Annotated in this window: 25 protein-coding genes; 12 read left to right on the top strand and 13 right to left on the bottom strand. The window is 68.6% G+C overall.

Annotation, left to right across the window (positions count from 1 at the left end; translation table 11 throughout):
- Positions 1–7 precede the first annotated feature (7 nt).
- The 4 genes from RIB98_14065 (at position 8) to bfr (ending at position 1,689) form a co-directional block, all read left to right on the top strand.
- Positions 8–541: a hypothetical protein gene (locus tag RIB98_14065; GenBank protein MEQ8842103.1), complete on the top strand. Its 534-nt coding sequence runs from the start codon at positions 8–10 to the stop codon at positions 539–541.
- A gap of 90 nt (positions 542–631) precedes the next feature.
- Positions 632–973, top strand: a complete 342-nt coding sequence (locus RIB98_14070) for a hypothetical protein (protein ID MEQ8842104.1) — start codon at positions 632–634, stop codon at positions 971–973.
- Positions 970–1,170, top strand: a complete 201-nt coding sequence (locus tag RIB98_14075) for a (2Fe-2S)-binding protein (GenBank protein MEQ8842105.1) — start codon at positions 970–972, stop codon at positions 1,168–1,170. The genes RIB98_14070 and RIB98_14075 overlap by 4 nt, the downstream gene beginning before the upstream one ends.
- Positions 1,171–1,218: 48 nt before the next feature.
- Entirely contained in the window at positions 1,219–1,689 is a 471-nt protein-coding gene (bfr, locus tag RIB98_14080) for a bacterioferritin (protein ID MEQ8842106.1), read from the top strand.
- A 7-nt stretch (positions 1,690–1,696) separates the two neighbouring features.
- Here bfr and RIB98_14085 read toward each other — a convergent pair whose 3' ends face one another.
- Together RIB98_14085 and RIB98_14090 are read right to left on the bottom strand one after the other, a co-directional pair.
- Positions 1,697–2,647, bottom strand: coding sequence for an SDR family NAD(P)-dependent oxidoreductase (locus tag RIB98_14085; protein ID MEQ8842107.1), 951 nt, complete (start codon positions 2,645–2,647; stop codon positions 1,697–1,699).
- Positions 2,644–3,090 carry an SRPBCC family protein gene (locus RIB98_14090; protein ID MEQ8842108.1) on the bottom strand — a complete coding sequence of 149 codons (447 nt, stop codon included), beginning with the start codon at positions 3,088–3,090 and terminating at the stop codon, positions 2,644–2,646. The genes RIB98_14085 and RIB98_14090 overlap by 4 nt, the downstream gene beginning before the upstream one ends.
- A 92-nt stretch (positions 3,091–3,182) precedes the next feature.
- Between RIB98_14090 and RIB98_14095 the strand changes: the two genes are divergently transcribed.
- A complete protein-coding gene (locus RIB98_14095; protein ID MEQ8842109.1) occupies positions 3,183–4,703 on the top strand; it encodes an SDR family oxidoreductase in 1,521 nt (506 codons plus the stop codon).
- Here the strand turns inward: RIB98_14095 and RIB98_14100 are convergent.
- Together RIB98_14100 and RIB98_14105 are read right to left on the bottom strand one after the other, a co-directional pair.
- Entirely contained in the window at positions 4,693–6,075 is a 1,383-nt protein-coding gene (locus RIB98_14100) for an NAD-dependent succinate-semialdehyde dehydrogenase (protein MEQ8842110.1), read from the bottom strand. The two genes, RIB98_14095 and RIB98_14100, sit on opposite strands and share 11 nt — an antisense overlap.
- Positions 6,072–7,739, bottom strand: a complete 1,668-nt coding sequence (locus tag RIB98_14105; GenBank protein ID MEQ8842111.1) for an acetolactate synthase large subunit — start codon at positions 7,737–7,739, stop codon at positions 6,072–6,074. The genes RIB98_14100 and RIB98_14105 overlap by 4 nt, the downstream gene beginning before the upstream one ends.
- A gap of 293 nt (positions 7,740–8,032) precedes the next feature.
- On the opposite strand from RIB98_14105, the gene RIB98_14110 reads away from it, so the two are divergent.
- Together RIB98_14110 and RIB98_14115 are read left to right on the top strand one after the other, a co-directional pair.
- Complete coding sequence (locus RIB98_14110; GenBank protein MEQ8842112.1) at positions 8,033–8,389, top strand: hypothetical protein; 357 nt, start codon at positions 8,033–8,035, stop codon at positions 8,387–8,389.
- A 28-nt stretch (positions 8,390–8,417) separates the two neighbouring features.
- Entirely contained in the window at positions 8,418–9,236 is an 819-nt protein-coding gene (locus RIB98_14115) for a lysophospholipid acyltransferase family protein (GenBank protein MEQ8842113.1), read from the top strand.
- Here the strand turns inward: RIB98_14115 and RIB98_14120 are convergent.
- The gene (locus RIB98_14120) at positions 9,203–10,399 is read right to left on the bottom strand and encodes a cytochrome P450 (protein MEQ8842114.1); all 1,197 of its coding nucleotides are present in this window, start codon (positions 10,397–10,399) and stop codon (positions 9,203–9,205) included. The genes RIB98_14115 and RIB98_14120 overlap by 34 nt on opposite strands.
- Positions 10,400–10,451: 52 nt before the next feature.
- On the opposite strand from RIB98_14120, the gene RIB98_14125 reads away from it, so the two are divergent.
- Positions 10,452–11,315 (top strand): TauD/TfdA family dioxygenase, encoded by an 864-nt coding sequence (locus tag RIB98_14125; GenBank protein MEQ8842115.1) that lies wholly within the window; start codon positions 10,452–10,454, stop codon positions 11,313–11,315.
- Positions 11,315–11,809, top strand: a complete 495-nt coding sequence (locus RIB98_14130) for a hypothetical protein (GenBank protein MEQ8842116.1) — start codon at positions 11,315–11,317, stop codon at positions 11,807–11,809. The genes RIB98_14125 and RIB98_14130 overlap by 1 nt, the downstream gene beginning before the upstream one ends.
- A gap of 17 nt (positions 11,810–11,826) precedes the next feature.
- Here the strand turns inward: RIB98_14130 and RIB98_14135 are convergent, their stop codons facing one another.
- On the bottom strand, positions 11,827–13,233 hold the full coding sequence (locus RIB98_14135) for an FAD-binding oxidoreductase (GenBank protein ID MEQ8842117.1): 1,407 nt from the start codon (positions 13,231–13,233) through the stop codon (positions 11,827–11,829).
- A 54-nt stretch (positions 13,234–13,287) separates the two neighbouring features.
- Between RIB98_14135 and RIB98_14140 the strand changes: the two genes are divergently transcribed.
- Positions 13,288–14,715 (top strand): NAD-dependent succinate-semialdehyde dehydrogenase, encoded by a 1,428-nt coding sequence (locus tag RIB98_14140; GenBank protein MEQ8842118.1) that lies wholly within the window; start codon positions 13,288–13,290, stop codon positions 14,713–14,715.
- A gap of 241 nt (positions 14,716–14,956) precedes the next feature.
- Here the strand turns inward: RIB98_14140 and RIB98_14145 are convergent, their stop codons facing one another.
- The 6 genes from RIB98_14145 to RIB98_14170 form a co-directional block, all read right to left on the bottom strand.
- Positions 14,957–15,172 carry an amphi-Trp domain-containing protein gene (locus RIB98_14145; GenBank protein ID MEQ8842119.1) on the bottom strand — a complete coding sequence of 72 codons (216 nt, stop codon included), beginning with the start codon at positions 15,170–15,172 and terminating at the stop codon, positions 14,957–14,959.
- A 25-nt stretch (positions 15,173–15,197) separates the two neighbouring features.
- Positions 15,198–15,809, bottom strand: coding sequence for a TlpA disulfide reductase family protein (locus RIB98_14150; protein ID MEQ8842120.1), 612 nt, complete (start codon positions 15,807–15,809; stop codon positions 15,198–15,200).
- A gap of 29 nt (positions 15,810–15,838) precedes the next feature.
- Positions 15,839–16,360 (bottom strand): disulfide bond formation protein B, encoded by a 522-nt coding sequence (locus RIB98_14155; protein MEQ8842121.1) that lies wholly within the window; start codon positions 16,358–16,360, stop codon positions 15,839–15,841.
- 77 nt (positions 16,361–16,437) lie between these two features.
- Entirely contained in the window at positions 16,438–17,142 is a 705-nt protein-coding gene (locus RIB98_14160; GenBank protein ID MEQ8842122.1) for a phosphotransferase, read from the bottom strand.
- Positions 17,139–18,263 carry a sulfotransferase gene (locus RIB98_14165; GenBank protein MEQ8842123.1) on the bottom strand — a complete coding sequence of 375 codons (1,125 nt, stop codon included), beginning with the start codon at positions 18,261–18,263 and terminating at the stop codon, positions 17,139–17,141. Before RIB98_14165 ends, RIB98_14160 begins: the two co-directional genes overlap by 4 nt.
- Before the next feature lies 1 nt (position 18,264).
- The gene (locus RIB98_14170) at positions 18,265–19,473 is read right to left on the bottom strand and encodes a DUF1214 domain-containing protein (protein MEQ8842124.1); all 1,209 of its coding nucleotides are present in this window, start codon (positions 19,471–19,473) and stop codon (positions 18,265–18,267) included.
- A gap of 41 nt (positions 19,474–19,514) precedes the next feature.
- Here RIB98_14170 and RIB98_14175 point away from each other — a divergent pair, with 41 nt between their 5' ends.
- On the top strand, positions 19,515–20,546 hold the full coding sequence (locus RIB98_14175) for a D-cysteine desulfhydrase family protein (protein ID MEQ8842125.1): 1,032 nt from the start codon (positions 19,515–19,517) through the stop codon (positions 20,544–20,546).
- Here the strand turns inward: RIB98_14175 and RIB98_14180 are convergent.
- Positions 20,525–21,475, bottom strand: a complete 951-nt coding sequence (locus RIB98_14180; protein ID MEQ8842126.1) for a sterol desaturase family protein — start codon at positions 21,473–21,475, stop codon at positions 20,525–20,527. The two genes, RIB98_14175 and RIB98_14180, sit on opposite strands and share 22 nt — an antisense overlap.
- A gap of 65 nt (positions 21,476–21,540) precedes the next feature.
- Here RIB98_14180 and RIB98_14185 point away from each other — a divergent pair, with 65 nt between their 5' ends.
- Entirely contained in the window at positions 21,541–23,010 is a 1,470-nt protein-coding gene (locus RIB98_14185; protein ID MEQ8842127.1) for an FAD-linked oxidase C-terminal domain-containing protein, read from the top strand.

The raw sequence follows: 23,010 nt of genomic DNA on the forward strand, positions 1-23,010 counted from the left end.
AGGCCGGATGCCCAGTCGCGAACTCCGGATGGCGACGGCGCTCGCTCATTCGGTCGTGGGTGCGGCTTTGGGCCTGGCCGTCGCAGACGGATCATCGATCGTCGTCGGTCGACACCCGGCAGCCGATGTCGACCCGTGTGAGTGGCGCCGGCGCGTGATCGACCGGCGTGAGCCGTTGCTCGACTCGGGCGCGACCCCGGTCGCGGTGGCGGGCGTGGTTCGCCCGATCGGAGGTGGGGTGTTCGTCGGCCGCGACCCGCGCGAGATGTGGATCGTCGCCGAAGCCTGCGCTCGTCGCTCGGTGGCCGCCATCCGGCGGGCCGTCCTGCCGGATGGAACCGAGGACGGCGTCACCGTCAGCATTCGCCCCGACATCGCGCTGGGGGTGACCGTCCTCCGGCTCGGGCTCGACGGACCCGACGGCACCCCGATGGCGCCCGCGGATCGCGATGGCGTGCGCTCGGCGATCGTTGCCGAACTTCTGGCAATCGAACTCGAGGCGGATCTCCAACCCGTGCGTCGGGCCGAGGAATCGTCGTGACGTTGACTTCGAACTTGACGTGGCTCACTCGATCAGTAAGGTATCCCTAACGTTAAGGTGTGCTTAACGCCACGGGGAAGGCAGAAGCAAGTGACCGCGACCGAGGCTGACAGCCGAGTACGGGGACGAATCGTGGCATTGCGCGAGCAGACGGAGGGTGTGGTCGTCGAACTCGACGGTCCAGTGCCCACCCGCAGCCTCGCCCTTTCGACCTCGGTCGACCTCGCTGCGGCCACACGGCTCCGGCGGACCGTGAAGCGAGTGGGTCTCGTCACCCTCACCGTCGATGGCGACGGCACGTGCTCGGCCGTCGCCGATGGTGTCGGCCACCGACTGCCGTTCCATCGTCGATTGGCCGCCTCGACGGCACTCGGTCTCGCGCTGCTCGGTGTCCCCGCCCTCGTTTCGTACACACAGGAAGTCGACGCGTGATCATCTGTCATTGCAAGCGGGTCACGAGCGAGCAGATCGCCGAGGCCAGTCGCGACACCCACATGGCCGACGGCAGCGTCGATCTCGTCGCTCTCGCCGCAGTGTGCCGCGCCACCCAGGGCTGCGGAGCATGTATCGATTCCGTACGGGAAGTCGCCGTGCGGTCCGCTTCCCGCCGCCCCGTTCTGGCAGTATGAAACCGGCGGGCGTCGAAAGCCGGCCCGACGTCCTGAGGAGGATCCACCGTGCGCGGGGATGAAGCCGTCATCGAATTTCTCAACGAGGCACTGACCTCCGAACTCACGGCGATCAACCAGTACTTCGCCCACGCCAAGCTCTGTGAGAACTGGGGCTACAAGCGCCTTGCGGAGAAGCAGCGCGAGGAATCCATCGACGAGATGCGAGACGCCGAGCGGTTGATGGACCGCATCCTCCTGCTCGAGGGCATGCCCAATCTGCAGCGCCTCGGTTCGGTCCGGGTGGGCGAAACGGTGCCCGAGCAGTTCGAGGTCGATCTCCAGCTCGAACAGGATGCCGTCGAGCGTTATCGGCGTGGCATCCAGCTCTGCCTCGAGAAGGGCGACGCCGGCACCCGGGAGATGCTCGAAGATCTCTTGGTGGGCGAGGAGGAGCACGCGGACTGGATCGAAACCCAGCAGCGGGTGATCGACGACATCGGGCTCGAGCGTTACCTGCTCCATCAACTCGGCGAGTAGCGGTTTCTCAGCGAGCGTCGAGCCACTCGATCAGGCGGACTCGTTCGGCCGCGGACGCACCGGTGCCGGGCAGGTAGTGGGTGCGTCGCACTCGACGATCGAGCCAGAAGGAACCGGCCGGCGCGTCGTCGCCGCCGGTGGCCGCCAGCCAGACCATGGTGTCGGCACCCTGCTCGGCGTTGCGCAACAACGGACCCATCACCCGACCGAATCCGGGGAGCGCCGCATCCACACCGGGGGTGTCGACCCAACCGGGGTGCATGGCGTGCAGGCGGACCTCGGGGGCCCACAGAGGCCCCAGGTGGGTGACGAGTTCGACCTGTCCGCGCTTCGCCCGCGCGTAGGCGACGGCACCCCGATAATTCTCCTCGGTCATCTCGATCGAATCGACATCGAGCTTCTGGGTGTACATCCCGCCCGACGACATGAAGAGCACCCGGGCACCGACATTGAGCGCGGGCCGCAGCCGCTTGGTGAGCTCGTAGGGCCCGATCAGGTGGCTGGAGAGCGTGAGTTCGTTTCCCCGGGCATCGGTGAGGTACTTCGAAGTCAGTGCGCCGGCGTTGTGGATCAGTACGTCGAGACCGCGGTCGACCGCATCGAGTTCAGCGGCGAACGCAGCGATCGACTCGAGGTCCGACGTGTCGAGCCCGTAGCCCGTGGCCCGGCCACCGTCGCTCGCTCGATTGAGTTCCTCGGCCGCCTGCTGGGCCCGGTCGTCGCTGCGGGAGGTGAGGTGGACATTGGCGCCGAGGTCGAGGATGGCCTGTGCGGTCGCTCGGCCGATGCCGCTCGTCGCTCCGGTGATGACGACCTCCTGCCCGGCCATCGAGGGCAGATCGTCGTCCCAGTCGAAGAGCTGGTTTCGGGCGCGGATGCCGACCTTGGTGAAACTGCCGACAATGGTTGCTTCGAGCGCGGCGTCGGCCAACGACGGCCAGCGGAGCGACGAAGTCATCGTGTCGGCTGGGCGGTGTCGACCGGGCCCGGGACCACGTCTCGGAGACCGTTGGCGGCGCGGTCGCCGATGCGGTCGAAGGCGAGCCGCAGCAGCGGATCGGCGAACCGCAGGATGCCGTTGAGCTCGAGCGTTGCCTCGTAGCGGATCTCCGAGCCCGTGCCGGAAGGGGTGACCTCGATGACATCGACGCTGTGGAGCAGCTTCGATTCCGCCTCGACGACCACACGACGCGGCTGATCGAACTCGATGGTTCGGTAGCGCAGTGTGGTGCCGGTGACGCGCACGTCGTATTCCGCGGCGGGGCCGGGCTGCGGGCCGACGACGAGCTCCGACGAACTGACGCCGGGATCCCACTCCTCGAAGTTCCGCAGATCCGCCATGTAGGCGAACGCCTCCGCCGGCGTCCAGCGGCTGCGAAGGGAGGTCGTGTAGTGAGCCATTGGGCCATTGTGCCCGGAATCGAGGTTGCGTAAACCCCCATCTCATCGGTCGGTGGGGTTTCTCGCGTCCTTCGGTGGGCAATACTCGGGCGATGTCCTCCTCCGGTACCCCCGACCAGATCCTGCCCCGCCGAGTGCTCGTCACCGGCGCCACGGGATATGTCGGGGGTCGACTCGTGCCGCGCCTGCTCGCCGACGGCGACGAAGTGGTGTGCCTGGCCCGCAACGCACTCGCCCTCGATCGCCCGTTCACCCCCAACGTCGACGTGGTCGAGGGATCGGCCGACGACGAGGATGCCGTCGCCCGCGCCGCCGCCGGGTGCACGACTGCCTACTACCTCATCCACTCGCTCGACGAGGACGACTTCGAGGCGCAGGATCGCCGACTCGCCACGAGCTTTCGGGCCGGCTGCGAACGGGCCGGCGTGGAGAGGATCGTGTACCTCGGAGGATTGGGGGAGGGCGACGAGCATCTGTCCGCGCACCTCCGAAGTCGCCAGGAGGTCGGCGAGATCCTCGCGGCGGGGTCGGTCGCCGTCACCGAGATCCGCGCCGCGATCATCATCGGCTCGGGGAGCGCGTCGTTCGAGATGCTTCGATGGCTCACCGAATTGCTTCCCGTCATGACAACCCCGTCCTGGGTCAACTCGACCCGCTGTCAACCCACGGGGATCGGTGACGTGCTCGAGGCGCTGGCCCGGGCCCGCAACCGGGATCTCCCCGGTCACGACATCCTCGAACTGGGCGGGCCCGATGTGGTCACCTACCACGACATGATGGACACCTACGCCGACGCCGCGGGCCTTCCGCGGCGGAGGATCATCGGTCTGCCGACGCTGTCGCCGGGACTGTCCGCCCACTGGGTTGCTCTCGTCACCCCGCTACCGGGAACACTCGCTCGCCAACTCGTGGGAAGTCTCGTCAACGACGTCGTGGTGACCGGCACCTCGGCCGCCGAGGAACTCTCGCTCGACGTCCAGACCTTCGAGGCCTCGGTGCGCGAAGCGATCCGCATGGTCGACGATCTCGCCATCCCCACGAGCTGGAGCGCCAACTCCCGTGCCGATCTCGACGCGATCCCCGACGCCGACGATCCCGAATGGGCCGGCGGCAAGGTGTTCCAGGACGTGCGCACGGCCACGTCGGACACCGCCGACCCCGACGCCGTCTTCTCGGTGATCGCCAGTCTCGGCGGCCAGATGGGATGGATGTGGGGTGCGTGGCTCTGGCGGCTACGTGGCGTCATGGATCAGCTCGTGGGTGGTATCGGGCTGCGGCGCGGTCGGCGCCACCCGCACGACCTCGTCGTCGGGGATGCCGTCGATTTCTGGCGGGTCGTCGACCTGGAGCCGGGGCGGTTCCTGCGCCTCCGTGCCGAGATGCGACTGCCCGGGTTCGCGTGGCTGGAGTGGTCGATCTCGACCACCGAAACCGATCAGGGAAACCGGCAGACGGAGCTGGTCCAGCGGGCCCGCTATGTGCCCCGGGGGGTGCTCGGCCGCCTCTACTGGTACTCGGTGGTTCCCTTCCACCAACTGATCTTTCCGAAGATGCTCGAGCAGATCATGGCGGCCGCGGAGAAGGCGAGCGAAGCCGAACCCGTCACCCGATGACGACGGTCTTCGCGTTGACGAACTCCTTGATCCCGAGGTCGGAGAGCTCTCGCCCGTAGCCCGAATCCTTGATCCCGCCGAAGGGGAGACGCGGATCGGAGGCGACCGATGCGTTGACGAAACAGCTGCCCGCCTCGAGTTCGTGGGCCGCGATGCGCTCGCCCCGTTCGACGTCGGCGGTGAACACGGCCGCGCCGAGTCCGTAGTCGGTGTCGTTGGCGATGCGGATGCAGTCGCGCTCGTCGTCGGCGCGGATCACGGCTGCGACCGGTCCGAATGTCTCCTCTTCGTAGACCGCAGACCCGGGAGTGACCCCGCAGAGAACCGTCGCCGGATACCAGGCGCCGGGGCGATCAGGGATCGTGCCACCGAGGACGAGATCGGCGCCGTCGTCGATCGCGGCGCGCACCTGGGTGTGGAGATCGTCGCGGAGGTCCACCCGCGCCTGGGGGCCGTAGTCGACGGCGTCGTCGTGGGGGTCGCCCATCACCTTGGTTTCCAGCTGCGCGGTCAGCCGTTCGACGAACTCGTCGTGGACATCTCGATGGACGACGAACCGCTTGGCGGCGATACAGCTCTGGCCGCCGTTGGTCATCCGGGCATCGGCGCAGGTCGCGGCCGCGGTTTCCAGATCCGCGTCCTCGAGCACGATGTAGGGGTCGCTTCCGCCGAGTTCGAGCACGCTCTTCTTGAGCAGCGATCCCGCTTTCGCAGCGACTGCTGCTCCGGCGGGACCACTGCCGGTGAGGGTCACGGCGCGGACCAGCCGGTGTTCGAGGGCCTCGTCGACACGGTCGGACGGGAGGACGAGCGTGCGAAAGAGCCCGTCGGGAAGGCCGGCGTCGACGAACAGCCCATCGAGGGCGAGCGCCGTGCCGGTGACGTTCGACGCGTGCTTCAACACCGCGCCGTTGCCCGCCATCAGCGCCGGCGCCGCGAACCGGACCACCTGCCACAGCGGAAAGTTCCACGGCATGACTGCGAGGATCACGCCGAGTGGATCGTGGTGGACGTAGCTCTTCGTGTGGTCGGTCTCGATGGCCAGGTCTCGCAGGTAGCTAGCGGCGTTGTCGGCGTAGTGACGACAGGCCCACGCGCATTTCTCGACCTCGGCCCTTCCGGCCGAGATGGGCTTTCCCATCTCGTCGGCCATGAGCGCAGCGAGTTCGTCGCGGCGGTCCTCGAGGAGTTGCGCGATGGCGCGTACGGTTTCCGCCCGGTCGTCGAAGGTCGCCTCCGACCAGGTCCGGTGAAGCGCATGCGCCTGCTCGATGGCCGTGGCCACGGCGTCGCTCGACGTCACCTGATACGTGGCGAGGTCTGCGCCCGTGGCCGGGTTGTTCGTCGTGACGGTCGTCGTCGTGCTGGTCATTGTGCAGAACCCTTCTCTGGATGGTTCGCCAGTTCGCGTTCGGCGATGCCGTGGAGGTCGGTGGAGAGGCGTTCGTTGATGCCGTAGTCGATCGGGCAGTCGACGAGGCTGACGCCGGGTTCGGCGAGGGCAGCCCGGAACTGCGCTTCGAAGGGCGCCTCAGGTGTCACCACGTGGGCAGCGATACCGAACGCCGCCGCGAGAGCACCGAGATCGGGGTTGGTCAACGCCACGCCGGTACGGGGTCGATCCTGTTCGTCCTGGTGCCAGGCAATGAACCCGTAGGCGTCGTCCCGTAGTACGACCACCGTGAGATCGAGACCCAGGCGCGTGGCAGTGTCGAGATCCTGGACGTTCATCAGGAAGCCGCCGTCGCCACAGACGGCGACGACGCGATTGTCCTCGGCAAGACGGGCGGCCTCCATCGCGGTGGCGAGCCCGGCGCCCATGGTGGCGAGAGTGTTGTCGAGCAGGATCGTGTGTGGGGCGGCCGCCGGATAGTGGCGGGCGAACCAGATCTTGAAGGCCCCGTTGTCGAGGGCGACGATGTCGGACGGGGCGAGTTCGCGCCGTATGGACCGCACGATGGCCAGCGGCGAAGGGGGGAAGTCAGGACCCTGACTCTCGGCCTCGAGCAGTCGGTCGATGACCTGCGTGGTTCGCGTCAGCTGGGTGGTGGATCGAGCGGTGATCGAGTCCGCGAGCGCCGACAGTGTCGAGGCCACGTCGCCGACGAGCTGCTCGATCGGCTGATAGCCCCGTTCGATGGCGGCCGGAGAGGCGGCAATGTGGATGATCGACTTCGTCTCGTCGGGGTTCCAGGCCAGAGGAGGGTGTTCGACGGGCTGGTAGCCGACCGTGATCACGAGGTCCGCCGGGGCGATGCCGAGGTGGGCATAGTCGGGCCGATGGATGCCCAGAGCTCGAAGGGAGTGTCGATGGTTCTCGGGAAAGGCTCCCTTGCCGACCTGCGTCGCCAGCACCCCGATGCCGGTGCGTTCGGAGAATGCCGTCAGTTGCACAGGAACGTCGTGGAGCTGTGCACCTTCGCTGGCGAGAATGACGACGTGCTGGGCGGCGTTGATCGACGCGGACGCCTGCGCCAGCGAGGCCGCATCGACCCGGGCTGATGATCGTCGCGGCAGCGGTCGACGGTGCGCGTCGACCGTCGCGCCGGCCACGTCTTCGGGGAGCTCCACGAGAACGGCGCCCGGCCGGCTCTCGAGCGCCCGTTGCCACGCCTCGTCGACCACCGCCGATGCGTTTCGAGGATCGTCGACGCTGGAGGCCCATCGGATGAGTGGGCGCGCCGAGGCGGGTATGTCGAGCACCTGGAACGATCCCTCGTCGTTGTCGACGCGGGGCTTCTGCCCGGTGATGGCGATGAGGGGCATGCCCCCCAGCTCGGCGTGGGCGAGACCCGTGAAGAGGTTCGTCGCGCCGGGTCCGAGCGTGGCGAGACACACTCCGGGCGATCCCGTCAATCGACCGTGCGTTGCCGCCATGAAGGCCGCGTGTTGCTCGTGGCGGGTGACCACGAGTTCGACATCGGCTCGCTCCAGTGCGTCCACGAACGCGAGGTTCTCCTCGCCGGGAAGCCCGAAGACCGTGGTGACCCCATGACCGATGAGTCGGCGGACCATCACGTCTGCGGTGGTGGTCACGAACGGGGTCCGATCGTGCTGCTGAACGTGATGAGAGTGAGCATGGGCGCCCGACCCGAGGAGGTCAGACCCGCTTCGCGAAGTAGATGATCGCGAGGATGACGAGAATCGTGAGGAGAATGCTTCCGTAGACCATGAGAGTCCTTTCGTGGGCGAAGAGAGTTCTTCGCTGATCGGCCTGAGCTACCCCCTGCACGGCCCCGCCAAACCACAGCCCTGCCCGACCCGCCGGGGTGGGTTTCGTCGCCGGCCCGTCGGGGAAGAACCCAGGTCACCCGTACAAGGAGTCATTCATGGGAATCATCCGCAAGACCGCATCCATCGTCACCCTGGGAACGATCAACTTCCGCAGCAAGGGCGAACTCCTCGAGCGGGCTCGAGGAGAGCGGGACACCGCGCAGGCCGACCTCGAGAAGGCGGAACGGCAGAAGGCGAAGCTCGCAGAACGGGCCGAGCGGGCCCGCAAGCGGGCCGAGAAGGCAGAATTGGACGCCATCGCCACGGCCAAGTCGGCGAAGCGTCGGGCCAAGCGGACCAAGGCGAAGCGAGATGCGGTCGACACGGCGGCCTCGCTTTCTCGCCGAGGCCGCCGCAAGCTTCGTCGCGAAGCCGATCGTGCGGCCGACGCCGTCAGTGATCTGACCGGCTGACCTGCCGCGGCGCGCTACCGTCGCGGCGATGGCCGAGACATGGAAGTCGCCGGGGCGATCGGGCCGCGTGCTCTACGCCGTGGCCGCACTCTTCTTCGGTGGTCTCGTCACGGTCTTCGCGCGATTGCGAGTGGCCAAGCAACGCGGCCGGCGGCGAGCCGCCCGCGCCCTGCCGGACGGCCCGATCATCATCGTGTCGAACCACGCCGGCTACGCCGACGGCGTGCTGCTCGCCCTGGTCTGTCGGCGCATGGGCCGTTCCGTGCGACTCCTCGCCACCGCGGGCGTCTTTCGCGCGCCCCTGATCGGCTCGCTGGCCCGGCGGCTCGGGTTCATCCCGGTTGCCCGGGGCACGAAGGACGCGGCCGGTGCGCTCGCGCCTGCCGCTGAGGCACTGGCTGCAGGCGAAGCCGTGGCGATCTTCCCGGAGGGTCGCACCACGCGCGACCCGAACCACTGGCCGGAGAGAGCGAAGACAGGGGCGGTGCGGCTGGCGTTGCAGAGCGGCGCACCGATCGTGCCCGTCGCAATGGTCGGAACCCACCGGGTGCTCGGTCGTGGCGCGTCGGTCGGGTCGATCATGGTCAATGTGGTGTTGCGTCCCGCTGTGCTCACCGATGTGGGCGAGCCGATCGACGTGCAGGCGATGGCCGGCGATGCGCCGCTCGACAACGAAGGAGTGCGCGAGCTGACCGATCGGGTGTGGGCCCGGATCGTCGCGCTGGTCGAGGCGCTGCGCGAGGAGGCTGCGCCCGACCCCTCCGGTGTGATGCCCGACACCGACGAGGGCGACACCGACCAAGACCTTGGCGACTACGACAGTGTGCTGAACGGGAGTGATTCATAGCGGCGAACGAACGCGCCCGGTGCGAACCGGCCCGCGTCGGCGTCGACGGCGAAGTCGGGGAAGCGCCGCAACAACTCCTCGAGGGCGACGGCGGCTTGGAGACGCGCCGCCGCGGCTCCGAGGCAGTGGTGGGCGCCGTAGCCGAGGCTGAGGATGCGGGCGGGGTGCCGGCGCACGTCGAGTTCGTGGGCGCGTGGGCCGTACTCGCGCTCGTCGCGGCCGGCAGACCCGTACAGCAGCATCACCTTGGTCCCCGCGGGGATGGTCGTGCCGTGGAGGGTCACCTCCTCGGTGGTGGTGCGGGCCAGATTCTGCACCGGCGAGGTGAGGCGGAGGAACTCGTCGACCGAAGCCCCGATCAGCGTCGGTTCGGCGAGAAGGTGAGCGCGTTGATCGCGGTGAGCCGTCAACAGTTCTGCGGCGCCACCGAGCAGCCCGGTCGTGGTGTCGTTGCCGCCGGTGACCATGGTGAAGACGAATCCGATGATCCAACCCGGCGTCGCCACTTCCGGGCCCACCTCGACGAGGCCGGACACGAGGTCGTCGGCCGGCTCGAGCCGGCGGCGCTCGATCAGTTCGTCGCCGAAGGCGAACAGTCCCGCGAACGCGTCGGCTGCGGACCCGAAGGAGTCGGACGCGGTGGCAGCGACGATCGCGTCGGTCCACCCATCGAAACGCGCCCGGTCGGCTTCGGGCACGCCGAGATAGTGGGCCACCACCGAACTGGGAAGGGGCTTGAACAGCCGCTCGACGATGTCGCACGACCCGCTCGCCTCGATCTCGTCGAGGCGGTCGTTCACGAAGCCGCGGACCTGGTCCTCGATCGCCTGCACCCGTCGGGGCGTCATCGGCCTGCTCACGAGCCGCCGCATGTCCGTGTGATCGGGCGGGTCCATCATCACGATCGGTCGGGCGTCGTCGCTGAACATCGCGGCGCCGTCGCGATCCGGGGTGAGCCCCTCGGCCGACGAGAACCTCCCCGTGTCGCGAGCGGCGGCGAACACGTCGGCGAAACGGGACAGCACGAAGAAGTCGCCATGCACCTCGTGGGCGACCCGGTGCACGGGCGCCTCGTCGCGCAGGCGCCGATAGTCGTCCCACGGCTCGCGCCAGGACTCGCCCGAACGGAGAACGTACGGATCTCCGATGTGCGCCTCCGTCATTCCTCCCCCGTTCGCGTGAAGGCGAACGCTAGTGGAGGTCTAGGGTCGGGCGATGACGTTCGAGGTGGTGGCCAGCGGCCAGGTGTGCGGCGCCGAGGTTCGCGGCGTGGATCTCCGAGTCCCGCTCGATGCATCGAGCATCGCGGCGATCCGCCGGGCCTGGCTCGATCACAAGGTGCTGGCCTTCCCCGACCAGCACCTGCGCGACCACGACCTGGAGCGCATCACCTGCTACTTCGGTCCGTTCGGCGACGACCCCTACTTCGAGTCGATCGGCGGCCATCCACACGTCGTCGCGATCCATCGGGCCGCCGACGAGACCGCACCGGTCTTCGCCGACTCATGGCATGCCGATTGGACCTTCCAGGAGTACCCGCCCGACGGCACGTGTCTCTACGGCAAGATCATCCCGCCCGAGGGTGGCGACACGTGGTTCATCGATCAGCAGAAGGCGCTCGAGGCGATGCCCCCGGATCTCCGTGCCCGGCTCGATGGCCGAATGGCCGTGCACTCGGCCCGGCGCGGCTATTCCCCCGACGGGCTCTACGGCGACGACGACACCCATACCCGGGCCATGAAGATCCGGGTGAGCGACGAGGCCTACGCGACGCAACTGCACCCGCTGATCCGGCGCCACCCGGAGACGGGCGCCGCCACGCTCTACGGCACCCTCGGCTACATCATCGGCATCGATGGCCTGGACGAGGACGCCGGCAACGCGCTGCTCGCAGAGCTCTATGCCTGGCAGACCCGGGAAGAGTTCCGGATGGTGCTGCGGTGGGAGGCCGACACGTTCGTGATGTGGGACAACCGGTGTGTGCTGCATCGCGCGACCGGCGGCTACGACGGCCACGAACGGTTGCTCCACCGCACCACCATCGGCTACAACTCCGCCGTACGACGAGAGGGACCCTGATGGCCAACACGCAGCGACTCGAGGTCGACCGGACGATCGCGGCCGACCCGCACACGATCTTCGAGCTGCTCCGCAGCCCCGAGGGCCATGTCCGGATCGACGCCTCCGGCATGCTGATGTCGTCGACCGGCGAACCCGCCGGCGCGGTGGGCGACACGTTCACGATCCACATGGACCGGGACTCGCTGCGAGACTTCGAGCTCGGTGAATACGACGTCACCGTGGTGATCACCAGGTTCGAGCAGGATCGCGAGATCGCGTGGACGGTCGACGGATCGTTCGATCCGCCCATCGGTCACTACTACGGCTACCGGCTCGAGGAGATCGAGGGCGGCACCCGCGTCACGTCGTACTACGACTGGTCAGAGCTCCACGAGAACTACGCGTCGATGGCCGAGAACGTGTTTCCGGTCATCAAGGAGATCGGGCTTCGGGCCACCTTGGGCATCCTCGCCCGCACCGTCGCTCCCGGCGCGCGTCGCCCCGACGCCTGACGCTCGGTCGGCGGTGTTCAACCGGGCGGCAGGGTCTTTCCGGGGTTGAACAGGTCATCGGGGTCGAGGGTCCGCTTCAGCAGCCGCATGAGCTCCCACTCGATCGGCGGCTTCTGTGGTTCGACGCGGTCACGTAGCAGCAGACCGAGGCCGTGTTCGGCACTGAGGGTGCCGTGCAGTCGGAACACCAGTGCGTCGATCTCGCGCTGCAGCTCGGGCTTGGCATCGGCGAATGCGGCGATCGCGTCGTCGTTCGTCGGCAGGATCATCATGTGGATGTTGCCGTCGCCGACGTGGCCGAAACCGTAGCAATGCGCCATCGGCGCGATGTCGGCGGCCAGGTCGGTGACCCGCTCGACGAACTCGGCGATGTGGTCGATCGGCACCGCGGTGTCGAGCTTGAGTCCGAGCTGGTGGTGATCGGGGTAGATCCTCGTCGGCGGGAGCTCGTCGCGGATCATCCAGAGGGTCGACTCCTGCTCGGCCGTGGCGGCGACGACCGCGTCGGTGACGAACCCCTGTGTGCTGGCCGCTGCGAGGAACGAGGTCAGCTGCTCTGTCACCGGAGCCGACGACGCCACCTTCACCAGGACGTAGTACGCGGCCCGGGTGTCGATCGGGTGCGCCACGCCGTAGCGCGAGCACACCCTTTCGATGGCGACCTCCGGCATCAGCTCGAACGCGGTGAGCGTGCCGGGCGCGTGGTCGTGGGCCAGGGAGAGCAGGGGCATGAGGGCGCCGAGTCCGCTGATCGCCGCCAGGGCGGACTGGCTGTGGGGCGTGGCCGGTACCAGCTTCAGCACTGCGGACGTCACGATGCCCAGCGTGCCTTCGGCGCCGATGAAGAGCTGTTTCAGGTCGTAGCCCGAGGAGTCCTTCCGCAGCGACCGGCGCCCGTCCCAGATGCGGCCATCGGCGAGCACGACCTCGAGACCGAGCACATGGTCGCGGAAGTTGCCGTAGCGCACCACGTTGTTGCCGCCGGCATCGGTGGCGATGGCGCCGCCGATGGTGGCCGTGCCGCGCGCACCCCAGTCGGGGGCGAAGGTGCGGTCGACGGCGGCGGCCGCCTCGTGGAGTGCCTCGATGGTCACCCCGGCCTGGGCGGTGATGCTCCAGCGGTCGGCGTCGACCGAGATGATCTCGGTGAGCCGGTCGAGCGACAGCACCACCGATGCCCGGCCCGTGGGTGCGACGGTGCCCCCGGAGAGGCCGGTGTCGCCACCTCGCGCCACGATGGCCACTCCGGCCTCGGCACAAACCCGCACGACCGCCGCCACCTCGGCGGTGGTCGCCGGTCGGACCACGACGGGTTCTTCGGCAGGATCGGCCGGGGAAACGACGGAGCGGGGGCCCAGCGACTGCGCCAGCCGTTCGAGGAACTCGATGCCGGCGTTCTCGTCCTCCACTGCGGGAATCTCCATCCCGGTCGACAGTACGGTGCTACGAAGTGGTTTACGAGCATGGGAGGCCCACGCATGCGGGACCAGATTCTGATCGACGGTGAATGGCGCGACGGCACGGACGGGCAGCGAATCGCGGTGCTCGACCCGGCGACCGGCGAGGAGATCGCGTCCGTCGCGGCGGGGACGGCGGCTGATGCGACGGCCGCCGTCGATGCGGCCGACCGGGCCCAGCGATCGTGGGCGGCGACGCCGCCTCGAGAGCGAGCCGAAGTGCTCCGGGGCTGTTGGTCGACGCTGGTGGATCACACCGAGGAGCTCGCGGAACTGATCACCCGCGAGCACGGAAAGCCGCTGGCCGATGCCCGCGGCGAGGTTGCCTACGGTGCCGAGTTCTTCCGTTGGAACAGTGAGGAGGCGGTCCGGATCCACGGATCGATGGGGACGGCGCCCGGCGGGGCGAACAGGATCATCGTGCGACATCCGCCGGTCGGCGTCGTCGTGATGGTGACCCCGTGGAACTTCCCGGCCGCGATGATCACCCGCAAGGTGGCGCCGGCGTTGGCCGCGGGCAACGCAGTGGTCATCAAGCCGCCGAAGGAGACTCCGCTCACGGCCCTTCGGGTGGCCGAGCTCTGCCAGAAGGCCGGCGTGCCCGATGGGGTGATCAACGTCGTGCCCACGCAGGATTCCGGCGCCTGGTTCGACGCGGCGACCGCACATCGGGCGACCCGCATGGTGTCGTTCACCGGTTCGACCGAGGTCGGCCGAGTCCTCCTGCGGCGATGCGCCGACCGGGTCCTGAAGGTGGCCATGGAGCTCGGCGGCAACGCACCGTTCATCGTGTTCGACGATGCCGATCTCGACGCTGCCGTGGAGGGCGCCATGGTGGCGAAGATGCGTCACTCGGCCGAGACCTGCACGGCGGCGAATCGGTTCTTCGTCGAGACCGCAGTGGCTGCCGAGTTCACCGAGCGACTGGCCGCCGCGATGTCGGCCGTGGAGGTCGGCAGCGGACTCGACGCCGGCGTGACGTGTGGACCCATGATCAACCCGGCAGCCGTCGAGTCGATCGGATCGCTCGTGCGAGCTGCCGTCGGGGAGGGTGCCCGGGTGGCGACCGGCGGCGAGGCGGTCGACGGCCCCGGGTACTTCTTCACGCCGACCGTGCTGGGCGACGTCGACGCGTCATCGGCCATCACCCGCGAGGAGATCTTCGGACCGGTGGCACCGGTGATCCCGTTCGACGACCACGACGAGATGGTGACCCATGCCAACGACACCGAGATGGGTCTGGCCGCATACGTGTACACCCGCGATCTGGCCAAGGGCCTGGCGGTGGCCGAACGCATCGAGGCCGGAATGGTCGGTGTCAATCGCGGGGCGATGTCGGACCCGGCGGCGCCGTTCGGCGGTATGAAGCAATCGGGCCTGGGCCGGGAAGGCGCCAGCGAGGGGATCTACGAGTTCTGCGAGACGCAGTACATCGCCGCGAGCTGGTAGGCGCTCAGGCGGTGGTCTGCTCCGCGGCCAGGTCATGGGCGAGAAGGGCGACGGCGCCGACGAGCGCCAGGGTCAGGAACGCAATCAGTGTCAGGGCGGCGAGAATCATTGTCGTCTCCTTCGACGGAACAACGGCGGCGGGCCCGTTCCTTTGATGACGGTCACGTTACGAACATGACGTAACGTTGTCAATGACGGTCACGCGTAGTGGTTTGCTGCTCTCGCTGATATGTCGGCGTGCTTACCAGCTGATCGTCACCTCGAGTTCCGACTCGGTACCGACCTCGATCTCGACTTCGAGGGCGACCTGGTCGGGGACGTCGACGGTGTATCGCCGACCCTCGCGGGAGAACGCAAGCTCGTTGTGGCGCGACAGTTGGTCGGCGAGGTCCCGAAGGACCGCGGCAGCCTCCTCTCGGGAGAGCGTCTGCTTCTCTTCGAATTCCAGCAGTTCCATGGTGGTTCCCTTCTTCGGTTCGATCTCAGGTCGCGGGCGTGGCCCCGGCGACTGCAGTTGCCAGGAAGGCGTCGAGTTGGTCGGCGGTGAGCCCACCCGACGTGCGGGCGGCCACGTTGCCGTCGGCGTCGACCGCCACCCAGAACGGGAAGCTCGAGAGGCCGAACGCCCGGGCGATCGCGCCGTCGGGGTCATCGAGCAGAACCGGTGTCGGCCAGTCCTCGTCGTCGAGCCATCGCGACGGGGGGTAGTTGTCGGCCGACGGTTCCACCGCAGTCGAGACGGCGAGGACCTCCACGCCCCCTGGAATCTCGGTGTCGGCGAGCCAGTCTCTCGCCACCGGCACCTCGGCCCGGCAGTGGGGGCACCAGTGCGCGAAGAAGGCGATCAGTCGAACCGTGCCGTCGGGGCCGATCGTCGTCGTACCGCCGTCCATGAGCGAGGCCGTGACCGAGGGGATCGGCGTGCCGATCGCCGTGTCGGTCTCGGCCAGGGGCGGGAGTGGAGTGCCGGCGACCTCGACCGGAGCGGTCTCCTCGGCAATTTCCGGGCTGGCAGCGTCGGGACTCCCGTTGTCGCCCGAGCCGGTGAACACGACCACCGCCGCAACGACAATGAGGACGAGTACCCAGGTCATGGGCGATCGCAGGGCACTTCGCAGGGAGTTCATCGAGAGGCCTTTCTGTCGACTCGGGTACCGAGCACGGTCAGGGTGATGATCACGGCGAAGGACACCGCAGCCATCTGAGGGATCGTCATCCACCCGAGCCCCTCGACGAGGCGACTCGAGCACGGGACACTCGCGTCGCACACCGAGGAGCGTTCGGGATAGGCCTGGATGTAGATGTGATAAAGCGAGACCGCCCCGCCGATCCCGGCGAGCGCGCCGAGGTAGGGCAGGACGGCGCGGTCACGGCGGACGGTCGCGAGCACCCCGATGACCGCGATCGGGTACATGGCGATGCGTTGGAACCAACAGAGTTGACACGGTTGGAAGTTGGCGACCTCGGAGAAGTAGAGGCTCCCGCCGGTGGCCCCCGCGGCGACGAGGGCGCTGAGGCGGACGGCATCGGCGGCGAGAGCGGCGCGGGCTGCGGGGCGGGTCAGTGCCGCGGCCAAGAGGACGGCGCCGACCAGCAGCACGAGCGCGAAGAAGTCGGCGGCGGTGTTGGGGTCGATGTCGGACATCTGTGCTGAGACTACGCGGGTGGTGCATCTCGAAAGAGGTCGAAGGTCCCGAATCGCGCCGGGTATCCGTCACACGCTCAGCGCGCCGATGCCTCGCGTTCCACGAGCCGGTGGATCGCCTCGGCTTCCTGCGGCCGGACGTTGGGATCGCGGAGGCGATGGGCGGCGGCGGCAGGGAGCAGGGGCTCGAGTCGCGGCCGGTCGCAGCGAGCGAGAAAGCGACGGACGAAGTAGGCGCGGCCCGCGGACTGGACCGCTCGGGTGATGCGGCCGCCCTCGAGTTCGGAGCTCGCCACCAACACCCACGTGGTCGCCGCATCCATGCCGCGAGGACCGATCGCGGCGTTCGGCCAGTCGATCACCACCGGGCCTCGCTCGGTGAGGATGACGTTGTCGGGGTGCAGATCCCCGTGGAGGATCGCGTCGCACGGGCCCGGCCGCTCGGGGAGCGGGAAGTCCGGCAGGGCAAGGCCCTCCAGCCGGAGGTGGAGGTCGGCCAGGTCGTCGACGAAACGGCGGATCCGCCAGGGTTGTGCCTCGAAGGCGCCGAGCATCGTCGGGCCGTCGAGCCGCTCCATCACGAGGTCCCCGTCGGCCGCGTCGTGGACCTCGGGCACCGGAAAGCCCAGCGCGTGGACGTGGCGCATCACCCGGGCTTCGAGCTCGGTCGACGCGCCGTTGCGGTTGCGGCGCAGGACCCGGCCACCGCCGATGTCGTAGACATCTGCGGCCCGCCCCTGACCGATCAAGCGACCGGGTGCTGCCCCGGCGGGCTCCGTCATCGTTCGTCGCCGAGGAAGCGATGGCGATAGCCGGCGAAGACGGCGTCGATCTCGGCCGGGTCGACGCCGACGAGGGCGTAGTCGTGTCGACCCGCCTCGGCGGGAGGCGCGGTGTCGACCGTCGACGGGCCCAGGTCGAGCCTCACCAGGAGGTCGTCCATCACCGCCTGCGGTTCGGCGATGAGGGCGCGCTGATCGATGTGGATCAGCTGTGCGCCGGCGCCACCCTCGTCGGGGGCATCGCGGGCCAGCGAGTCGAGTGTCCGGCCGTAGAGGTCCATGTGGTAGCGGGCGATCTCGACCTCGTCGACCTCGTCGCTGAAGGCCCGGCGGAGGTTGGCGACGAGGCTCGTCACCGAACCGAGAATCTCCGCGGGGTCGCGATGGGTGATCACCACCCGCGCATCCGGGTAGGTGGCGAGCACCGTCGTGAGGTTGTTCAGGTGCACGGGGGACTTCAACACCCAGCGGGTGGTGCGGCGGCGCTGCAGCGTCTGGAGGACGAGGCGGTGCATGTCGTAGGCCGGTGCCATGTCGCAGGCGCCGAGCCATTCGACATAGCGGGGCACGCGATAGCGGCTGACGAACTCTTCGCTGCGGAAGGAGAACGACATGGCCGACAGGCACTCCTTGTGCATGCGCCCCGCGTAGCGATGAATCGACATCATCGATTCCCGCTGCCGTTGCGGCCACGTGAGCTCCTCATCGGCGGCGAGGATTCGGGGTTCGTCGTCGGCGGTGGTGGCCTCCGGCGGCGGTACCGGGAACAGCAGCTCCCATCCCTCGGGCGCGCGCAGCTGCGGATGCTGGGCGAGGAGTCCGTGCAGATACGTCGTGCCCGTGCGAGGGGCGCCGGCGACGATCACCGGCGCCGCGATCGTCTCGTCGGCGACGCCCGGGTCCTGTGCGGTCCACTCCTGGAGTTGGGCGCGACCGCCGATCAGGCGGGCGAGCCAGCGGCCGGTGAACTCTTGTCCGGCGTCGGTCAGCGCCGCATCGGCGTCGAGCGAGTCGAGGAGAAGTTCGAGCGGCTCGGTCACCTCGGCCAACGAGGCATCGATCGCATCGGTGTCGAGCCCGGTCGTCGCGGCGGCGGTCGCGATCAGTGACGAGCGGTCCATGTCAGGTTCGGAATCGCCAGGCCAGATGGGCGCGGCGAGCCGCGATCTCCTCCTGCCGGGTTTCGGCGGACACGAGCGGCGTGGCTCCGCCCATCGCCTCGGGAAGGTCGGCGGTCCTGACGACCCGGGACTCGATGGCCGGCGCGGTGTCGTCGTGAGGCCAGAACCAGCGGAACGTGCAGAGTCCGGTGCGGCGCCCGCCGGTGTCGAGCCAGTTGGCCGCCCCCACGTCGACCGGCGAGATCACGGCCCGGATCCGGCCGTCGGGTGACAGGGTGACCTGGCGATGGTTCCGGCTGCAGATCCGGCCGACGGGGTCGGTCAGCTCGAACGTGCCCATGCGGTAGAGCTGGAGCGCCCAGTAGTCGGCGGCCGGCACGTCGGCCTCGACGAAGATCGCCTCGTCCGGTCCGAGGTCCCAGAAGTTGAACGAGTAGCGGGCGGCCGAGAGACCCTTGGCGACGGCGAGGCCGCCGGCGAACTCGTTGGGCTCGCGTTCGTCGCGATTCTCGATCATGTAGCGGTTCCAGTAGTCGACCGAGTCCTCGACCTGTTGGTAGGCCCGATCGAGACGACCCCGCAGCTCCTCGGCCGTGACCGGCGGGGTGGGCCCGGGATCGTCGAGACACTCGATGACCATCGTGGCCGGTTCGTCGGCCACCCAGTCGTAGTAGTACTCACGAAACGACGCCATGATCGTCCCCTCGGGCAGCTCGATGTGGCGAGGGCCGGTGCCATAGCCGCCGAGGGTCAGCTCGAACTCGTCGCCGGGTCCGATGCCGAGCGACGACGCCGTCACCTGGCCGACCGTGCCCCACACCTCGTTGTGCATGAAGCCCTTGCGAATCGCGAGCAGCCACTGGTCGCAGGAATGCATGCGGCCGGTGATGCGATAGCGACGGTCGGGGCTGATCCGGGCGTGGCGGTAGACGTTGTCGGCGTTCGGTCCGCCCCACTGATGGATGAGGTCGTTGTGACGATGAAAGGCCGGTCGCGCGGGGTCGGCGTGGAACACCTCCCACTCGGCGAAACCAGCCGTCTGCTCGATGAGGTGGTCGATCTGCTCGGCGGGCGCATCGGGAAACCCGTCGCCGACCATGCGGTACGCAAGCGCCGTCAGTCGTTCGGCGAAGTCACGGAACAGGTCGGCGACGGACACTGGTTCCGCGGACACTGGTTCGCCGGACAGTTCGTCGGTGGATTCGGACACGAGCGGATCGTAGACCAGGGGCGGCGGGCTACCGTTCGGCGATGACCGACCTCGAAGAATTCCCGAGGGTGGTGTTGGGTCACTGGCCAACGCCGTTCGAACCGTGCCACCGACTGCACGAGCAGGTCGGCGGGCCCTTGATCTGGCTCAAGCGAGACGACTGTTCGGGCCTCGCTCTCGGCGGGAACAAGACCCGCAAGCTCGAGTTCCTGCTCGGCGAGGCCACGGCGAACGGCGCCGACGGCGTGGTCACGTTCGGCGCGATCCAGTCGAACCATGCTCGCCAGACGGCCGCGGCCTGCGCTCGGGTGGGCCTGCCCTGTGATCTGATCCTGGTCGACATGGTCGCCCGGCCGACCGAGAACTATCGGGCGTCGGGCAATCGTGTGCTCGACGACCTGCTCGGGGCGACCGTGCACGTCGTGCCCGACGACGAGACGGCGCTGGCGACCGCCGCCACGCTCGCCGAGGAGCAGCCGGACCGGTACTTCATCGATCCCGGTGGCTCCAGCCCCGTCGGCGCCCTCGGCTATGTCGCCGCCGCCGAAGAGCTCGCAACCCAACTCGCCGACGTCGCCGACGCGACCCCCGTTGCAACGGGGGTCAGACCCCCGTTGCGGTTTTCGTCGCCGGCGGGACCGGGATCGGTGGTGGTTGCGTCGTCGACCGGGGGCACGGCGGCGGGTCTGATCGTGGGCTTGGCTCGGGTCGGCATCGACACTCCCGTGAACGCGATCGCCGTGCATTCCGACGCGACGCACACGGCCACCGTGATCGACCAGCTCGTCACCACGACCGCGGCGCTCGTGGGCATCGAGCCGCCCTCGCCCGAACGATGGTCGGTCGACGGGTCCGCGCTGGGCGACGGCTACGGCATCGAGACCGAGGCGTCGCACGAGGCGCTGCTCACGTTGGCGCGAGCGGAGGGTGTCGTTCTCGATCCCGTCTACACCGCGAAGGCATTTGCCGCGCTCCTCGGGTCCCTTCCCACCATGGACCCCGATGGCGACGTCGTGTTCCTCCACACCGGTGGCCAGGCGGGCGTGTTCGCCTACGCCGACGCGTTTTCCTGATCTGGCCTCCAGCCGTCTCCTGGATCTGGCCTCCAGCCGGGGTGCTTGAACACGTGACCCAGCTTGTTGCGCCAGCCCTTGGCGTGGCGGACGTCGCGGGCGATGTCGGCCATCTCGTGGTAGCCGATCGTGAGCGGGTTGAACGACTTGATGTTCTTCGTGAGCCCGTACTTCACCCGGCGCACCTCGGGCTCGAACGTGCCGAAGAGGCGGTCCCAGACGATGAGGATGCCCGCGTAGTTCTTGTCGAGATACTGCGGGTTGGCGCCGTGGTGGACGCGATGGTGTGACGGGGTGTTGAGGATCTTCTCGCTCGTGGGATCGAGTCGGTCGATCGCCTCGGTGTGGATCCAGTACTGGTAGAGCAGGTTCAACTGGCCGGCTCGGGCGGTCTGCGGCAGCGTGATGCCGAGCAGCGGCATCGGGAAGTAGACCCACGAGGTGAGGTAGCCCGACCACGGCTGACGCAGGGCGGTCGACAGGTTGTAGTGCTCGCTCGAGTGATGGGTGACGTGGTTCGCCCACAGGATGCGCTTCTCATGCTGCCAGCGGTGGCTCCAGTAGTAGAGGAAGTCCCACGTGATCATCGAGATGAGGAACGACCCCTTGCGGCGGCCCAGGTCGGCCACCCGATGGCGGAAGAGGAACCGGTTGACCTTGGAGAGCGCGCCGTAGTACGCCAGATTCACGACCACGTTGCCCACGAGCATGGTGAGGCTTGCCGCGGTGTCGCGCTTCTCGTAGCCGACGGGGATCAGCTCGTCGCCGGGCAGGGACGGGTCGGACAGCTCGGCCTTGGTCCACCCGTCGAGGTCGCCCGCCTCACGCGTCGGTCGGTTCTTCAGGGCGCGGGCCTCGGCGAGCATCGTCAGCACGAAGATCGGGCCCGACGCGAGGTCGACCTTGTCGAGGGGGAGTGTCCGCTTCACCCGTACAGCTTGCCGCGGTCGGTGTCTTCTGTCGACGCGGGGTGTTCGTCGTACGCTGACGGTCGATGGGACTCCTCCGACGGCACCGCCGTCCGCAGCCGAAGATCGATCCGCTCGTCGCCGATCTCTGTGGTGTGTTGAGCGACGATCGTGTACGGGTCGACGGTGCCGAACGGGCGCTCATGGCGAGGGACGCGTCGGTCTTTCGAGGCGGTGTCGCGGGACCGACCTGTTTCCCGACCTCGACCGCCGAGGTGCAGGCGATCATGCGGGTGGCCGAACTCCACGGAGCCGCTGTGGTGCCGCGTGGTGCAGGTACCGGACTGGCCGGTGGCGCCATCCCACTCGGGGCGCCGATCGTGGTTTCGACCGGCCGCATGAACCGCATCCTCGACGTCGATCTGGTCAATCGGGTCGCCTGGGTCGAGCCCGGCGTGATCAATCTCGACCTGTCGCGCCACCTGCAGCCGATGGGCTTCCACTTCGCTCCCGACCCGTCGAGCCAGGCGGTGTGCACCCTCGGTGGCAACGTCGCCAACAACTCCGGGGGCCCGCACTGCCTCGCCTACGGGGTGACCGACGCCCACATCGCGGCGATCGAGGTCGTCCTCATCGACGGGAGTGTCATCATGCTCGGCGGGCTCGAGGCCGAGCCGGTCGGCTACGACCTGCGCGGGGCGTTCGTGGGCGGCGAGGGAACGCTCGGCATCGCCACCCGTATCGCGGTGCGGCTCACGCCGAACCCGCCCGCCGTGCGCACGCTGCTGCTGTCGTTCGACACGGTGCGAGCCGCGGCCGAGACGGTGAGCGCGGTGATCGCGGCCGGCATCGTGCCCGCCGCCCTCGAGGTGATGGACCAGCGCATCACGGTCGCGGTCGAGAACTTCGTGGGCGCCGGCTATCCCACCGACGCGGCGGCGGTGTTGCTGGCCGAGGTCGAGGGGTCGCCGGCCGGTGCCGACATCGACGCCGAGCGACTCGAGACCATCGGTCGGGCCAACGGGGCCACCAGAGTTCGCCGGGCCGAGTCCGAGGAGGAAAGCGCCCTGCTGTGGAAGGGGCGCAAGACCGCCTTCGGGGCCATCGCCCAGCTGGCGCCCGACTACTACCTCCACGACACCGTCGTGCCCCGGGCCGCGCTGGCCGACGTGCTCGAACAGGTCTACGAGATCGCGGAGCGCCACGACGTGGTGGTGATGAACGTGTTCCACGCAGGCGACGGCAACCTCCATCCGTTGTTGCTGTTCGATGCCCGCATTCCGGGCACGCTCGACCGGGTACACGCGGCCGGTGCCGAGATCCTGCGTGCGTCGCTCGCCGCCGGCGGTGTGTTGAGCGGCGAGCACGGGATCGGGGTCGAGAAGCAGCGCTTCATGGGCGAGCTGTTCACCGACGCCGACCTCGACCACCAGAACCGGCTGCGGCGGGCCTTCGACCCGGTCTGCCGCGCCAATCCGGGCAAGGTGTTGCCCACCGGTCACTCGTGCGCCGACATCCAGGCCCTGCGGGCCGTGCCCACCGGCGTCTGGGGTTGA

The organism is Acidimicrobiales bacterium, assembly GCA_040219515.1.
Taxonomy (GTDB): Bacteria; Actinomycetota; Acidimicrobiia; order Acidimicrobiales; family Aldehydirespiratoraceae; genus JAJRXC01.

What these genes read in the sequence shown, in the direction of transcription:
- RIB98_14130 (MEQ8842116.1), top strand. Translation starts at nt 11,315, where the DNA reads ATGGCCAACACGCAGCGACTCGAGGTCGACCGGACGATCGCGGCCGAC.
- RIB98_14145 (MEQ8842119.1), bottom strand. Translation starts at nt 15,172, where the DNA reads ATGGAACTGCTGGAATTCGAAGAGAAGCAGACGCTCTCCCGAGAGGAG.
- RIB98_14095 (MEQ8842109.1), top strand. Translation starts at nt 3,183, where the DNA reads ATGTCCTCCTCCGGTACCCCCGACCAGATCCTGCCCCGCCGAGTGCTC.
- RIB98_14115 (MEQ8842113.1), top strand. Translation starts at nt 8,418, where the DNA reads ATGGCCGAGACATGGAAGTCGCCGGGGCGATCGGGCCGCGTGCTCTAC.
- RIB98_14140 (MEQ8842118.1), top strand. Translation starts at nt 13,288, where the DNA reads ATGCGGGACCAGATTCTGATCGACGGTGAATGGCGCGACGGCACGGAC.
- RIB98_14135 (MEQ8842117.1), bottom strand. Translation starts at nt 13,233, where the DNA reads ATGGAGATTCCCGCAGTGGAGGACGAGAACGCCGGCATCGAGTTCCTC.
- RIB98_14165 (MEQ8842123.1), bottom strand. Translation starts at nt 18,263, where the DNA reads ATGGACCGCTCGTCACTGATCGCGACCGCCGCCGCGACGACCGGGCTC.
- RIB98_14090 (MEQ8842108.1), bottom strand. Translation starts at nt 3,090, where the DNA reads ATGGCTCACTACACGACCTCCCTTCGCAGCCGCTGGACGCCGGCGGAG.
- RIB98_14175 (MEQ8842125.1), top strand. Translation starts at nt 19,515, where the DNA reads ATGACCGACCTCGAAGAATTCCCGAGGGTGGTGTTGGGTCACTGGCCA.
- RIB98_14085 (MEQ8842107.1), bottom strand. Translation starts at nt 2,647, where the DNA reads ATGACTTCGTCGCTCCGCTGGCCGTCGTTGGCCGACGCCGCGCTCGAA.
- RIB98_14120 (MEQ8842114.1), bottom strand. Translation starts at nt 10,399, where the DNA reads ATGACGGAGGCGCACATCGGAGATCCGTACGTTCTCCGTTCGGGCGAG.
- RIB98_14160 (MEQ8842122.1), bottom strand. Translation starts at nt 17,142, where the DNA reads ATGACGGAGCCCGCCGGGGCAGCACCCGGTCGCTTGATCGGTCAGGGG.
- RIB98_14150 (MEQ8842120.1), bottom strand. Translation starts at nt 15,809, where the DNA reads ATGACCTGGGTACTCGTCCTCATTGTCGTTGCGGCGGTGGTCGTGTTC.
- RIB98_14185 (MEQ8842127.1), top strand. Translation starts at nt 21,541, where the DNA reads ATGGGACTCCTCCGACGGCACCGCCGTCCGCAGCCGAAGATCGATCCG.
- RIB98_14065 (MEQ8842103.1), top strand. Translation starts at nt 8, where the DNA reads ATGCCCAGTCGCGAACTCCGGATGGCGACGGCGCTCGCTCATTCGGTC.
- RIB98_14125 (MEQ8842115.1), top strand. Translation starts at nt 10,452, where the DNA reads ATGACGTTCGAGGTGGTGGCCAGCGGCCAGGTGTGCGGCGCCGAGGTT.
- RIB98_14110 (MEQ8842112.1), top strand. Translation starts at nt 8,033, where the DNA reads ATGGGAATCATCCGCAAGACCGCATCCATCGTCACCCTGGGAACGATC.
- RIB98_14155 (MEQ8842121.1), bottom strand. Translation starts at nt 16,360, where the DNA reads ATGTCCGACATCGACCCCAACACCGCCGCCGACTTCTTCGCGCTCGTG.
- RIB98_14100 (MEQ8842110.1), bottom strand. Translation starts at nt 6,075, where the DNA reads ATGACCAGCACGACGACGACCGTCACGACGAACAACCCGGCCACGGGC.